The following is a 14715-nucleotide window of genomic DNA, read 5'->3' on the forward strand; positions in this document are numbered from 1 at the left end:
GGGACAGCAGCTCCGGACCGCGTTTTCTCCGACTTCCTGAGAGGGACCCATGACCACCGGTCTGGACACCGGCACGTACGAGGTGCTGCGCGACCGCCTCACCACGCAGGCCGCCGAGCTCGCCCGGCGCGCCGAGGCGCTCAACGCCCGCCGCACCGAGGAGTTCGGCTCCACCCGGCTCGAACTCGCCGGCACCGAGCGGCTGCGTACCGAGCACAACTGCGTGCCCCGCGACATCGTGTCCGTCGGCGACGTCCTGCTCTTCGGCCACAACGTCTTCCTCGGCCTCAAGCCCGAGACAACGGTCGCCGACGTCTTCGCACTGCATGACCGCGACCTGAACCGGCTGCCCGACAACGCCGTGCCCGGCCTGCTCGACGACCCTGCCTTCGTCCGCGAGTTCGCCGCCCTCTACCGCTACTACCGCCAGGCCCACCTCCTCGAACTCCGCCGCGTCGAAGGAAAGTTGCTGGCCGTCTTCCAGACCGGCGAGAAGCCGGGCGACATCCGCGTCCTGCGCTGGGCACTCACTGACGACGGGCGGGCGACCTTCCTGGACGCGCGCGGCGACCGCGACCATGTCTTCCCGCCCTCCCACGACTTCGAGTGGACACCTGCGACCCGCGAGGACCACGTTCTCGGCCGCCACCCGCACGTCTCCATCGAGGGCGAGGTCTTCGTCGAGACGCTCGGAGGGACGCTGACGGTCAAGGTCGAGGACAACACCGAGACGGGCGCGGGCATTTACGCCGAGCCGGTCGACGAGCCGTTGCAGTCCCTCGCCGACGCGGACATCGCCTACGCGCGCGTGGGCGCCCTGATCCTGTTGGACGTCCTCCCTTACAAGGAGGATGTCCACCGCTACCTGGTCTTCAACACGCTCACCAGGACAGTAGTCCGTCTTGACGGCATCGGCTGGGCCTGCCGGAGGCTGCCCGAGGACCAGGGCATCGTCTTCCCCGGCGGCTACTGCCTGGCCACCGGGGCGTACAAGACGTTCGACGGCACCGACACCGGTGACCTGGAGTTCGAGCGAGTGGTCCGTTCGCCCAACGGCGAGGACGTCCTCTTCGCGTTCCACGCGCGTGTGGAGGGCCGCAGCCTCCTGCTGCCGTACAACATGATCCGCAAGGAGGTGGCCACCCCGCTGTCCTGTCACGGCTGGGCGCTGTTCGGCGACGGCGCGCTTGTCGTCCTGCGCGCCGACAGCGACGAGCCGCAGCGCGTGCACCCCGTCCAGCTGTGGAACTCCCCGTACGTCTCCGACACCCACGCCGCCGCCCAGCCGGTCGGCACCGGCCCGCTCGCCCGCGTCGGCAACGCCGACCTCGTGCGCGGCATCTCCGACTGCCTGTCCATCACGCGCGCGGTCGCCGAGACGACGCCGACAACCGAGGTCTACGAGGCATTGGCCGCTTCCTGCGTCCGGGCAGCGGACTCCTACCACTGGCTGGGCGAGGACGAACTCGGGGATTTGCTCGGCCCGTTGAAGCAGGTCCGGACCACCGCCGAGCAGGTGCTGGCCGAGTTCGAGACGGTCCAAGCCCTCACCCGACAGGCCGCCGACGCGCTCGCCGAGGCCGCTGCGCAGGTCGCCGGTGTCGTACGACGCCTGCGCGGCGGGGCGCCCCGCAGCGCCGCTGCCTGGGTGACCGGGCTGACCGAACTCCGCCACGCCCAGGGCCACCTGCTCACCCTCAAGGACATTCGGTATGCGGACACCGCCCGCATCGACGAACTCGCCGCCGACGTCGAGTCCGACCTCGCCGCGTTCGGCCGGCGGGCGGTCGACCACCTGTCCCGCGAGGACGCCTTCGCCGACCACCAGGCCGACATCGAGCGGCTCGTCGCCGACGCCGACGCGATCGCCACCGTCGCCGAGGCAGCGCCCGTCGCCGGCCGTCTCGACGAACTCGCCGACGGCCTGAACACGGTGACCGAGGTCGTCGGCGGCCTCGACATCGGCGACGCCACCGTCCGCACCGCCATTCTGGAACGGATCGCCGAGGTCCTCGGTGGTGTCAACCGGGCCCGCGCGACCCTCGACGGCCGCCGCCGCGAGCTCCTCGACCGTGAGGGGCGTGCCGAATTCGCCGCCGAGTTCGCCCTGCTGGGCCAGGCGGTCATAGGCGCGCTCGCGGTCGCCGACAGCCCCGAGGCGTGCGACGAGCAGCTCGCCCGCACGTTGGTCCAGGTGGAGAACCTGGAGGCGCAGTTCTCGGAGTTTGCCGAGTTCGACGACTTCCTCGGCGAGCTCGCAGACAAGCGCGACGAGATCCACGAGGCGTTCTCGGCCCGCAAGCAGACTCTGGCCGACGCCCGTGCCCGCAGGGCTGAGCGGCTCGCCGACTCGGCGGCACGCGTCCTGCAGACGGTCAACCGACGCGCCGCCACGCTCGCCGACGTGGACGCCGTCGCCACGTACTTCACCTCCGACCCGATGCCCGCCAAGGTCCGCCGGATCGCCGACGAACTGCGCGAACTCGGCGACCAGGTCAGGGCGGAGGAGCTCGACGGCCGCCTGAAGTCCGCACGCCAGGAGGCCCTGCGTGCCCTGCGCGACCGCACCGACCTGTACGCCGACGACGGCCGCACGATCCGCCTCGGCAGCCACCGCTTCGCCGTCAACACCCAGCCCCTCGACCTGACGCTGGTCCCGCACGGCGACACCCTCGCCTTCGCCCTGACCGGCACGGACTACCGCGCGCCGATCACGGACCCCGACTTCGCCGCCACCCGGCCGTACTGGGACCGCCCGCTGCCGTCGGAGTCCCCGGAGGTCTACCGCGCCGAGCACCTCGCCGCCCGCCTGCTCGACGAACACGGCCCGGCGGTACTCGCGGAGGCCGAGCTGCCAACGCTCGTCCGGCGCGCGGCCGAGGAGGCATACGACGAGGGGTACGAGCGCGGCGTCCACGACCACGACACGACCCTGATCCTCACCGCACTGCTGCGTCTGTACGAAGGCGCCGGCCTGCTCCGCCACGAGCCCGCCGCCCGCGCCGCCGCCCAGCTGTTCTGGGTGCACGGCACGACGGCCGGGGAGCGCGAGGCATGGACCCGGCGTGCGGTGTCACTCGCCCGCGCTCGTGACACCTTCGGGCTGGCGCCGGCCATCGCCGACCTGCAACGAGAGCTGGCAGAAGTGATCGGCGCAGACGGCGCTGCCACGTACCTCTTCGAGGAGCTGACGACCGGCCCCGACGGCTTCGTCATCAGCACCGGCGCCCGCACCCTGCTCGACAAGTTCCGCCGTACGGTGGGTACGTCGGCCTACGACGACGACCTCACCGCGCTCCCCGACCTGGCCGCCCGCAAGCAACTGGTCGAGGCGTGGCTGACGTCGTACGCCTCCTCCACCAGCGCGGACTTCACCCCCGGCGACCTCGCCGAGGCCGTGGCCGCCGAGCTCTGCCCGGACCTGCCCCGCTACGAGTCCGACGCGCCGCTGACCGAGACCGTCGAGGGACTGCTCGGCACCCACCCACACATCAGCGGCCGTACACTCACCGTCCGCATTGACGAACTCCTCGCCCGAATCAGAGAGTTCCGCACCCACGAAGTTCCGGCGCACCGCGCCTACCAGCGACGCCGTACCGAGTTGGTGGCCGCCGAGCGCTCGCGCATCCGCCTGGACGAGTTCCAGCCGCGGGTGATGTCGGCGTTCGTGCGCAGCAAGCTGATCGACGAGGTGTACCTGCCGCTGATCGGCGACAGCCTCGCCAAGCAGCTGGGCACCACGGGCGACGCCAAACGCACCGACACAGGCGGCCTGCTGCTGCTCATCTCCCCGCCCGGCTACGGCAAGACGACGCTCATGGAGTACGTCGCCGACCGCCTCGGCCTGATCCTGGTCAAGGCAAACGGCCCCGCGCTGGGCCACGCCGTCACCTCGCTCGACCCGGCCGAGGCTCCGAATGCCACGGCCCGCCAGGAGATCGAGAAGATCAACTTCGCGCTGGAGGCCGGCAGCAACACCCTCCTCTACCTCGACGACATCCAGCACACCTCGCCCGAACTGCTGCAGAAGTTCATCCCGCTGTGCGACGCCACCCGCCGCATCGAGGGCGTACGGGACGGCGAGCCGCGCACCTACGACCTGCGCGGCAAGCGGTTCGCCGTGTGCATGGCCGGCAACCCCTACACCGAGTCCGGCAGCCGCTTCCGCGTCCCCGACATGCTCGCCAACCGCGCCGACGTCTGGAACCTCGGCGACGTCCTCACCGGCAAGGAGGACGCCTTCGCGCTCAGCTTCATCGAGAACGCCCTCACCGCGAACCCGGTGCTGGCCCCGCTCGCCGGCCGCGACCGCACCGACCTCGACCTGCTGATCCGCCTGGCCGAGGACGACTCCACGGCCCGCGCCGACCGGCTCACCCACCCGTACGCCCCCGCCGAGCTGGAGCACATCCTCGCCGTACTGCGCCACCTGCTGACGGCCCGCGAGACGGTCCTGGCGGTCAACGCGGCCTACATCGCCTCAGCGTCCCAGTCCGACACCACCCGCACCGAACCGCCCTTCCAGCTCCAAGGCTCGTACCGCAACATGAACAAGATCGCCCAGCGCATCCAGCCGGTCATGAACGACACCGAACTGTCCGCGCTGATCGACGACCACTACACGGCCGAGGCCCAGACCCTCACCACCGGCGCCGAGTCCAACCTGCTCAAGCTGGCCGAACTGCGTGGCACGCTCACCACCGGACAGGCCGCCCGCTGGGCCGAGTTGAACACGGCGCACGTCCGTACCCAGGCCCTCGGCGGCCCCGAGGACGACCATCCCCCAGCCTTCGGCCGGGGGGACCTCCATCTCGCTACGCTCGCCCGCGCGGTCGCCGCCCTCGGCCTGTTGGCCGACCGGATCGCCGCAGTCGAGTCGGCCATCTCCCGGGCCGCCGACCCACGCGACCTGCTCGCGAATCCGAACGCCCGCCACGCGGCCCACCCCGTACCCGACGGCGAGAGCCACTGAGATGCCACTGGCATACGCGATACGTTTCCGCCACGGTCACCGCCCCTTCGTCCTTCCTGGAGCCACCTGATGGGCAGCCCCCTCACCAGGCGCACAGTCGCGCGCTCACTTGCGACCGCCGGTACGGCGCTCGCTCTCTGCGGCGTGGTGATGTGGGTCCTGCCCGGGCCCGGTCTTCCCGTACTGCTGCTCGGCATCCTCTGCCTCGCGGTCGCCGGAGCGCTTCGGCTGACCAACCGGCCCAAGTGAACGAAGGTGCCGAGATGCACGGCAATCCGCTCTACCACTGCATCGCTCTGGCCGTTGCCAGCGTCCTGATGCTGCCGTTGCCGATCGCGCTCCTGCGGGGCTGGGTTCCTCCGTGGACGCGAGGAGGCACCGGAGGTCTGCGCCCCCGTGCCTACGGAATTCTGTGCTTGTACGGCGGCGTGCTGGCCAACGGTGTGCCCCGCCTGGCGAACGCCTCGTACGACGTGGTCATGGCCGCCATGCTTCTCGGTATCGGGTTCTACGGCCTTGCAGCCGTTCTGTTCCTCCTGGCTGCGGTCAAGGACAACGGGGCCCGGAGCTGAGATCCCTGGGCCGTGATCGCCGGGGAAGGCCCGCGCGCTGCCGTCAGGAGATCAGTCGGCTGACCGGGCAGTTCGAAACCGGGTTTGTCACAGCCGGAGACACAAGCCGGTGCCGTGCCTAATGTGGCCCGTATGGGACGGCGCATCAAGAAGCGCGCGTTGGTGGACGGTAGTCCGCGTGCGGATGCCGTTCGGACGGTCCATGACCGTTACTGGGCGCGGGAGTTCCGCAGCGCGGTGCTCTACGGCGTATTGCTCTTCGGGGCACTGGTACTGCTCGACTGCGGGTTCGCGCGGCTCACCGCCGTGCGCGCCGGATGGTGGGCCGCGCTCGCCGTGCTGCTCCTGATCATCCTGACGCCGCCGCGGGTGAGTGCGGCTGCCGGCGCACTCGCCGCGCGCGGGCTCGTGACCCACCGCCGGGTGCGGACCGACCGCCTCGCGGCGGTGCGCATATCCGAAGGCGTAAGCCAGCGGGTGATTCTCACGGATACGTCCGGCGGGCGGCTGATGCTGGATCCACGCGTCCTGATCGCCAACCCGTTGCTGTGGCACCAACTGGATCAAGGTGCACGCCGATCTCTGGAACAGGGGACCCTGCGGTCCGGCACGCCGGTGCTGGAGCGGTTGGGGCGGCGGATCGACGGCGAGCTGTGCCGCGGAACCCTCCGGGCCTCCGGCATGGAATAGCCTGCGCGCCGCAGTGCCCGGATACGGTTACTCGGGGCTCACCACTCCCGCTGCGCCGAGGAGTTCATGCAGCAGGTGAGAAGCCGTGATCACACCCAGCAGATGCGTACCGTCCTTCGCCTTCTCCGCCACCGCCACCAACGGGCTGCGCACCTCCGCCATCAGCGCGGCCACCTCCAGCGCGGTGTCGTCGGGGTCGGCGACCGGCGGCGTGGCCGCCGTGCTGGACAGGCACTCCCCCACGCGGCGGCCGGCCAGCGCCTGGCAGAGCCGGTCGGCGTGCTTCTCGTCGACGACCGCGGCAAGGGTGGGGTCCTCGATCACGTAGGCGGGCACCAGCACTTTGATCATCTGGGAGGCCGGCAGGATCGCCTTCGGCTCACCCCGCTCGTCGAGTACCAACAGGCCGGGCAGCTTGTGCTCGGCCATCAGCCGGGCCGCGTCCATGGCGTCGCTGTCGACGCTCACCGTTTCGTATTCGACCGCCAGGTCACGAGCGCGCACGGCGGGCTCCTCATCTACTGGAAACGTTCCTGTGCTCAGCGTCGTACGTATTCCTGGTGTCGGCCAGGCCATTGACGCGAAACATACGCAGCGACCTCGATAAACACGGATCGCTCCCCTCCGATCACCCACCGCGTTCACCCTGCCGGGACCGACGTGATCCCGGGTGCCTCTCCAGATGTACTGCCGGAGACGGAGGCTCGCCGCGGCGGACGGAGCCGGGAGCGCGGGCGGCCGGGCGGTCGGCGCGGGCCGAGGACGTCAGCTGCCAGGGGACGCTGGTGACCATCACACCAGGAGTGAAAAGCAGACGGCTCTCGAGCCAGAGGGCCGACTGGTTGTGGAGGAGGTTCTCCCACCAGTGACCCACCACGTACTCGGGGATGAAGACGGCCACGATGTCGCGCGGGCTCTCGCGCTGGATGGAGCGCACGTAGTCCACGACCGGGCGGGTCACCTCCCGATAGGGGGAGTCGAGGATCTTCAGGGGGACCTCGATGCCATACGCCTCCCAGCGGTCGCGCAGCCGGGCCGCCTCGTCGCGGTCGACCGAGACGGTGAGCGCCTCCAGGTGGTCGGGACGGAAGGAGCGGGCGTACGACAGGGCGCGCAGGGTCGGTTTGTGGATGGTGGAGACGAGGACGATCGCGAACACCCGGCTGGGCGGGGCGAGTTCGCCCCTCGGGTCGGTGACCGCGAGTTCGGCGGCGGTGGCGTCGTAGTGGCGGCGGATGCCGCGCATTGTCACCCACAGCACGATCGCGGCGACGACCGCGAGCCAAGCACCCTGCGTGAACTTGGTGGCCAGCACGATCAGCAGGACCACACCGGTGACCGCCGCGCCGGTTCCGTTGATCACCCGGGTGATCTTGTGGTGGCGACGCAGGGCGGGGTCGGTCTCGGTACGCAGTTCGCGGTTCCAGTGCCGGACCATGCCCGTCTGGGAGAGCGTGAAGGAGGTGAACACACCCAGGATGTAGAGGTGGATGAGATTGGTGACGTTGGCCTGGAAGCCGTACAGCAGCAGGCCGGCGACGATCGCGAGGGCGAGGATGCCGTTGGAGAAGGCGAGACGGTCGCCGCGGTTGTGCAGTTGGCGGGGCAGGTAGCGGTGTTGGGCCAGGATCGAGGCGAGTAGCGGGAAGCCGTTGAAAGCGGTGTTCGCGGCGAGGATGAGGAAGAGCGCGGTGGCGGCCTGGATGTAGTAGAAGCCGATGCTGTGCTCGCCGCCGAAGACGGCGGCCGCGACCTGGGCGATGACGGTGCGCTGGGTGTGGCTGTCGCAATTGCCGTCGAGACCGGTCAGGCGGCCTTCGCCACCAGCGCCAGGGTGGTGACCCCGACGAACATGGTGATGGAGATGGCGCCCATGACCGCCATCGTGGTCGCCGCGTTCTTCGGCTTGGGCTTGCGGAACGCGGGCACCCCATTGGAGATCGCCTCCACGCCGGTCAGCGCGGTGCAACCCTGGGAGAAGGCACGCAGCACGAGCATCACCAGCGCCAGTCCGGTCAGATTCGCTTCGTGCGGCTCGGCCGTGATGCCGTACTTGGCGGACTCGGCGACCGGCGCGTCCCCGACCAGGTAGCGGAACAGCCCGGTCGTGATCATGATGAGGACGCCGCCGACGAACAGATAGGTCGGCGCGGCGAAGGCCCGCCCTGACTCGCGTACGCCCCGCAGGTTCATGGCGGTGAGCAGCGCGACGAAGCCGAGGGCCATGGCCACACGGTGGTCGGCAAGTTCTGGGATGGCCGAGATGATGTTGTCGACACCGGAGGCGACGGAGACGGCCACCGTCATGACGTAGTCGACGAGCAGCGAGGCGGCGACCACCAGCCCGGCCGAGAGGCCCAGGTTGGTGGAGACGACCTCGTACGAGCCACCGCCACTCGGGTAGGTGCTCACCACCTGCCGGTACGAGGGCACCACCACCGTCAGCAGGATCACGACGGCAGCCGCGATCCACGGCGTGAAGTGCAGGTAAGCCAGACCGCCGAGGCTGAGGACCAGGAGGATCTCCCGGGTCGCGTACGCCGCCGAGGACAGGGGGTCGGACGCGAAGATCGGCAGGGCAAGCCGCTTGGGGAGCAGCGTCTCGTGAAGTTCCTCGCTGCGCTTGGCCCGGCCGATCACCAGGCGTTTGAGCAGACCGGTCACGTTGAGCACACGCGCGAGGTCAAGCCGCGAGGGGGGGTCGCATGGGGAGTGCTGACCCGTCGGTTAGGCGTTAAGGGGCCGTTAGGGTTTCGCACGATGCGCATAAATGGCGCAAATCGCAAATGAGGGGGCCATGCACCTCGGCGGGCACAGCCCCCAGTGGCAGGTCCGCGGCAGTGCTTTTCCACGTTTCTTCGCGCGTCGCCAACGGAGGCGGCGATCCAACCCTGACGTCTCGTTCCGCCGCGCGCAGAACGGTGCGGCGCGGGTCGCGCCGTATGGGGTGCGTCAAAGGTGTACGTGCCTCCGTATGGAAGCCGTTAAGGGCGGTCGAATCCGGTCGAGGCAGCAGGTTTCCTGTTGCGGTCCGATCCTCTTACGGATTTCCGAACCTCATTCAGGAGCTTGCGATGGCCGACGTGGCCTTCGTCGTCGCCACGATCGCGGTGTTCGCGCTCGTGGCTCTCATCGCCAAGGGGGTGGCGAAGCTGTGACCGCCGAGAACATTGTCGGCTTGGTCGTGGCCGTCGCCCTGCTGGGCTATCTCGTCCTCGCCCTGATCTTCCCGGAGAGGTTCTGAGCCGCGTCATGAGCCCCGTCCTCGCTGACGTGCTCCTGGTGACCGCGCTGATCGGCGCGCTCGCCCTGGTGCACCGTCCCCTCGGCGACTACATGGCCGCCGTCTACTCCTCCAAGAAGCACCTTCGCGTCGAGCGCTGGATCTACCGCTCGGTGGGCGCGAACCCCGACACGGAGATGCGCTGGCCTGCCTACCTGCGTGGGGTACTGGCCTTCTCCGCGGTGAGCGTGCTGTTCCTCTACCTGCTGCAGCGGGTGCAGGACAAGCTGCCGCTGTCGCTCGGCTTCAAGCCGATCACCCCGGACCAGGCGTTCAACACGGCCGTGTCGTTCGTGTCGAACACCAACTGGCAGTCGTACTCGGGTGAGGCGGCGATGAGCCACGTCACCCAGACCGCCGGCCTCGCGGTGCAGAACTTCGTCTCCGCCGCTGTCGGCATCGCCGTGGCGGTGGCGCTGGTGCGCGGCTTCGCCCGCTCCCGCACCGGGGACCTGGGCAACTTCTGGGCGGACCTGGTGCGCGGCGTCGTCCGCATCCTGGTCCCGATCTCCGTGGTCGCCGCCGTGATCCTCATCGCTGCCGGCGCCATCCAGAACTTCGGCGACATCCACACCATCACCACGCTGACCGGCGACAAGCAGGCCATCAGCCCCGGCGCGGTCGCCTCCCAGGAGGCCATCAAGGACCTGGGCACGAACGGCGGCGGCTTCTTCAACGCCAACAGCGCCCACCCGTTCGAGAACCCCAACGGCTTCACCAACCTGCTGGAGATCTTCCTGCTCCTGGTGATCCCGTTCTCGCTGCCGCGCACCTTCGGCAAGATGGTCGGCAACGTCAAGCAGGGCTACGCGATCGTCGCCGCGATGGGCATCATCTGGTTCCTCGGCGTGGTCGCGGTGACCTGGATCGAGTACGCCCACCCGGGCACCGCCTCGCAGATCGCGGGCGGGTCGATGGAGGGCAAGGAACAGCGGTTCGGCGAGGGCCCGTCGTCGCTGTTCGCGGTGTCGACGACGATGACCTCGACCGGCTCGGTGAACTCCTTCCACGACTCCTTCCAGGGCCTGTCCGGCGGGGTACTGCTACTGGGCATGATGCTCGGCGAGATCGCGCCCGGAGGTGTCGGCTCCGGCCTCTACGGCATGCTGATCATGGCGATCATCGCGGTGTTCCTCGCCGGGCTGATGGTCGGCCGCACGCCCGAGTACCTCGGCAAGAAGATCGGCACCCGCGAGATCAAGCTGGCGGCCTGCTACATCCTCATCACCCCCGCGCTGGTGCTGATCGGCACCGCAGTGGCGATGGCCCTGCCCGACGGCAAGGACGCCATGACCAACGTCGGGGCGCACGGCTTCTCCGAGGTCCTGTACGCCTACACCTCCGCCTCGAACAACAACGGTTCCGCGTTCGCGGGCTTCGGCGCCAACACCGAGTTCTTCAACACGACATTGGGCCTGTGCATGGCACTGGGCCGGTTCCTGCCGATGGTGTTCGTGCTGGCGCTGGCCGGCTCGCTCGCCGAGCAGAAGCCGATCCCCGCCACCGCGGGCACGCTCCGCACGGAGAAGCCGCTGTTCACCGGACTCCTCGTGGGCGCCATCATGATCATCACCGGTCTGACGTTCTTCCCGGCCCTGGCGCTGGGCCCGCTGGCCGAGGGGCTGGCGACATGACCACTCGTATCGACAAGCAAGAGGACCCGATGTCCACGGTTACCCCGACCCGGGCACCGCACCAGGACGTACCGACCGGACACAAGCCGGCCGAGGGCCGCGTCGGCGCGGGCCTGTTCGACCCCAAGCAACTCGTCAAGTCACTGCCCGACGCCTTCCGCAAGCTCGACCCGCGGGTGATGGTCAAGTCCCCCGTGATGTTCGTCGTGCTCATCGGCTCGGTGGTCACCACCGTGCTGGCGATCAAGACCCCGGGCGACTGGTTCGGCTGGGTCATCGCCGCCTGGCTGTGGCTGACCGTCGTCTTCGCCAACCTGGCGGAGGCCGTCGCCGAGGGCCGCGGCAAGGCGCAGGCGGACACCCTGCGCAAGGCCAAGACCGACACCGTGGCGCGCCGACTCGTCGGGGACTCCGAAGAGCGCGTGCCCGGTACGGAGTTGAAGGTCGGCGACCTGGTCGTGTGCGAGGCCGGCGACATCATCCCCGGCGATGGTGACGTCGTCGAAGGAGTCGCGTCCGTCGACGAGTCGGCGATCACCGGCGAGTCCGCGCCCGTCATCCGCGAGTCCGGCGGCGACCGCAGCGCCGTCACCGGCGGCACGAAGGTGCTCTCCGACCGGATCGTCATCAAGATCACGACCAAGCCGGGCGAGACCTTCATCGACCGGATGATCAACCTGGTCGAGGGCGCGGCACGGCAGAAGACGCCCAACGAGATCGCGCTGAACATCCTGCTGGCCTCGCTCACCATCGTCTTCCTGCTCGCGGTCGTGACGCTGAAGCCGTTCGCCATCTACGCGGGCGCCGACAAGCAGACCTCCATGATCGTGCTGACAGCTCTGCTGGTCTGCCTCATCCCGACCACGATCGGCGCACTGCTCTCCGCCATCGGCATCGCGGGCATGGACCGCCTGGTCCAGCGCAACGTCCTCGCCATGTCCGGCCGGGCAGTCGAGGCCGCCGGCGACGTCTCGACGCTGCTGCTGGACAAGACCGGCACTATCACCCTCGGCAACCGCCAGGCCGCCGAGTTCGTGCCAGTGCGCGGCACGACGGAGGCCGAGGTCGCCGACGCTGCCCAACTGTCGTCGCTGGCCGACGAGACGCCCGAGGGCCGCTCCATCGTCGTACTGGCGAAGCAGAAGTACGGGCTGCGCGAACGCCACCAGGGCGAGCTCGCGCACGCCGAATGGATCGCCTTCACCGCCCAGACCCGGATGTCGGGTGTGGATGTCGACGGGCGCAAGATCCGCAAGGGTGCGGCCGGGTCGGTCATCGCCTGGGTGCGGGAGCAGGGCGGGTCGGTCGCCGAGGACGCCGACGAGATCGCCAACCGCATCTCGGAGGCAGGCGGTACGCCGCTGCTGGTCGCGGTCCAGGACGACCGGGGCACCCGGATCCTGGGGGTCATCCACCTGAAGGACGTGGTCAAGGAGGGCATGCGGGAGCGGTTCGAGGAACTGCGCCGCATGGGCATCAAGACCGTCATGATCACCGGTGACAACCCGCTGACCGCGAAGGCCATCGCGGACGAGGCCGGAGTCGACGACTTCCTCGCGGAGGCGACCCCCGAGGACAAGATGGCCCTCATCAAGCGGGAACAGGCCGGCGGCAAGCTGGTCGCGATGACCGGCGACGGTACGAACGACGCACCCGCGCTGGCCCAGGCGGACGTCGGCGTGGCGATGAACACGGGTACGTCGGCCGCCAAGGAGGCCGGCAACATGGTCGACCTCGACTCCAACCCGACCAAGCTCATCGAGATCGTCGAGATCGGCAAGCAACTCCTCATCACGCGGGGCGCGTTGACGACGTTCTCCATCGCCAACGACGTCGCGAAGTACTTCGCGATCATCCCGGCGATGTTCGCGGTCGCCTACCCGTCACTGGACAAGCTCAACATCATGGGCCTGGCCAGCCCGGAGTCGGCGATCCTGTCCGCGGTCATCTTCAACGCGTTGATCATCATCGCCCTGGTGCCGCTCGCCCTGCGGGGTGTGCAGTACCGGCCGATGAGCGCCGACCGGATGCTGCGCCGCAACCTCGGCATCTACGGCCTCGGCGGGCTGATCGCCCCGTTCATCGGCATCAAGATCATCGACCTGCTCATCTCGCTGATCCCCGGGATCCGGTGAAGGACATGAACAACTCCGTAACCAACACCGCACGGATGCTGTGGGCGGCCCTGCGCATGCTGCTCGTCCTCACCGTCGTGACCGGCATCCTCTACCCCCTCGTCGTCACCGGCATCGGCCAACTCGCCTTCCACGACAAGGCCAACGGCTCCATCGTCAAGGCCGACGGCAAGGAGGTCGGCTCCAAGCTGATCGGCCAAAGCTGGAACATCAAGGGCACCAACAAGCCGGACCCGAAGTGGTTCCAGGGGCGGCCGTCCAACAGCGACTACGACCCGCTGGCCACCGGTTCCAGCCAGCTGAGCGCCGGCAACCCCGAGCTCGTGAACATGGTGAAGGCAGCCAAGAAGCAGGTCGCCGAGTTCAACGGCGTACCCGAGTCCGAGGTGCCCGCCGACGCGGTCACCGGCTCCGCCTCCGCCATCGACCCGGACATCTCCCCGGACTACGCGGACATCCAGGTCAAGCGGGTCGCAGAGGCGAACGGGCTGACCGTCACTCAGGTCGAGAAGCTGGTCAAGGACCACACCGACGGCCGCGCCCTCGGCTTCATGGGCGAGCCGCGCGTCAACGTCCTCGAACTCAACATCGCGCTCAAGGAACTGGCCGACCACTGATGCAGTTAGCAGCAGGGACAGCGGCCGGGAGTCGGCAGACCGGAACATCCGGCCCCGTCGGCTCCCGCCGCCGCCCTGACGGCCCCGACCCCACCGACGACAGGAAGGCCGCACACCGATGACCCGGGTGCTGGTGGTGGAGGACGATCCACAGCTCGTACGAGCCCTCGTGATCAACATGCAAGCCCGCCAGTACGGAGTGGACGCCGCGCCGGACGGCGCCACCGCGCTCCGACTGGCCGCCGCCCGCCAGCCGGACGTGGTGGTGCTCGACCTGGGCCTGCCCGACATGGACGGCGTCGAGGTGATCAAGGCGCTGCGCGGCTGGACCCGAGTGCCCGTGCTGGTCCTGTCCGCCCGGACGGCGTCCGACGAGAAGGTCGCCGCCCTCGACGCGGGCGCCGACGACTACATCACCAAGCCGTTCAGCATGAACGAGCTGCTGGCCCGGCTGCGGGCCGCCGTCCGCCGTACCGAGGCCCTGCCGATGGCACCCGAGACGACGATGGTCACGACGAGCGAGTTCACCATCGACCTGCTGGCCAAGAAGGCCACCAGAGGCGGCCGCGACATCCGGCTGACCCCGACCGAGTGGCACCTGCTGGAAATCCTGGTCTGCAACCCCGGCCGCCTGGTCACCCAGAAGCAACTCCTCCAGGAGGTCTGGGGGGCCACCTACAGCGACAAGACGAACTACCTTCGGGTCTACATGGCCCAGTTGAGACGAAAACTCGAAGCGGACCCCTCCCACCCCCGCTACCTCATCACCGAGCCGGGCATGGGCTACCGCTTCGAGTCATGACGCGCTCTCG

At 69.1% G+C, this 14715-nt stretch carries 10 protein-coding genes and 1 pseudogene; 9 read left to right on the plus strand and 2 right to left on the minus strand.

Features of this window, described 5'->3' with window-relative positions; translation table 11 throughout:
* Nucleotides 1-49 precede the first annotated feature (49 nt).
* The 4 genes from CES90_RS40040 (at nucleotide 50) to CES90_RS40055 (ending at nucleotide 6234) form a co-directional block, all read left to right on the plus strand.
* Nucleotides 50-4972, plus strand: a complete 4923-nt coding sequence (locus CES90_RS40040) for a DNA repair ATPase (protein WP_189787907.1) — start codon at nucleotides 50-52, stop codon at nucleotides 4970-4972.
* A 69-nt stretch (nucleotides 4973-5041) separates the two neighbouring features.
* Entirely contained in the window at nucleotides 5042-5221 is a 180-nt protein-coding gene (locus CES90_RS40045; protein ID WP_189787906.1) for a PGPGW domain-containing protein, read from the plus strand.
* A 14-nt stretch (nucleotides 5222-5235) separates the two neighbouring features.
* Nucleotides 5236-5544, plus strand: a complete 309-nt coding sequence (locus CES90_RS40050; RefSeq protein ID WP_189787905.1) for a hypothetical protein — start codon at nucleotides 5236-5238, stop codon at nucleotides 5542-5544.
* A 132-nt stretch (nucleotides 5545-5676) separates the two neighbouring features.
* Nucleotides 5677-6234 carry a hypothetical protein gene (locus CES90_RS40055; RefSeq protein WP_229914419.1) on the plus strand — a complete coding sequence of 186 codons (558 nt, stop codon included), beginning with the start codon at nucleotides 5677-5679 and terminating at the stop codon, nucleotides 6232-6234.
* Nucleotides 6235-6261: 27 nt separating this feature from the next.
* Here CES90_RS40055 and CES90_RS40060 read toward each other — a convergent pair whose 3' ends face one another.
* Together CES90_RS40060 and CES90_RS40065 are read right to left on the minus strand one after the other, a co-directional pair.
* Nucleotides 6262-6738 carry a CBS domain-containing protein gene (locus CES90_RS40060; protein ID WP_189787904.1) on the minus strand — a complete coding sequence of 159 codons (477 nt, stop codon included), beginning with the start codon at nucleotides 6736-6738 and terminating at the stop codon, nucleotides 6262-6264.
* A 124-nt stretch (nucleotides 6739-6862) separates the two neighbouring features.
* Nucleotides 6863-8907: pseudogene (locus CES90_RS40065) on the minus strand (APC family permease).
* Between the two features lie 481 nt (nucleotides 8908-9388).
* On the opposite strand from CES90_RS40065, the gene kdpF reads away from it, so the two are divergent.
* From kdpF to CES90_RS40090, 5 genes are all read left to right on the plus strand, one after another.
* A complete protein-coding gene (gene kdpF, locus CES90_RS40070) occupies nucleotides 9389-9478 on the plus strand; it encodes a K(+)-transporting ATPase subunit F (RefSeq protein WP_016434100.1) in 90 nt (29 codons plus the stop codon).
* 8 nt (nucleotides 9479-9486) lie between these two features.
* Nucleotides 9487-11151, plus strand: a complete 1665-nt coding sequence (gene kdpA, locus CES90_RS40075; protein ID WP_189787903.1) for a potassium-transporting ATPase subunit KdpA — start codon at nucleotides 9487-9489, stop codon at nucleotides 11149-11151.
* Nucleotides 11148-13286, plus strand: coding sequence for a potassium-transporting ATPase subunit KdpB (kdpB, locus tag CES90_RS40080; protein WP_189787902.1), 2139 nt, complete (start codon nucleotides 11148-11150; stop codon nucleotides 13284-13286). The genes kdpA and kdpB overlap by 4 nt, the downstream gene beginning before the upstream one ends.
* A gap of 5 nt (nucleotides 13287-13291) precedes the next feature.
* On the plus strand, nucleotides 13292-13903 hold the full coding sequence (gene kdpC / locus CES90_RS40085; protein WP_189787901.1) for a potassium-transporting ATPase subunit KdpC: 612 nt from the start codon (nucleotides 13292-13294) through the stop codon (nucleotides 13901-13903).
* Nucleotides 13904-14021: 118 nt separating this feature from the next.
* Nucleotides 14022-14705: a response regulator gene (locus CES90_RS40090; RefSeq protein WP_189787900.1), complete on the plus strand. Its 684-nt coding sequence runs from the start codon at nucleotides 14022-14024 to the stop codon at nucleotides 14703-14705.
* The last annotated feature ends 10 nt before the right edge of the window (nucleotides 14706-14715 follow it).

It is taken from the genome of Streptomyces capitiformicae, assembly GCF_002214185.1.
GTDB lineage: Bacteria > Actinomycetota > Actinomycetes > Streptomycetales > Streptomycetaceae > Streptomyces > Streptomyces capitiformicae.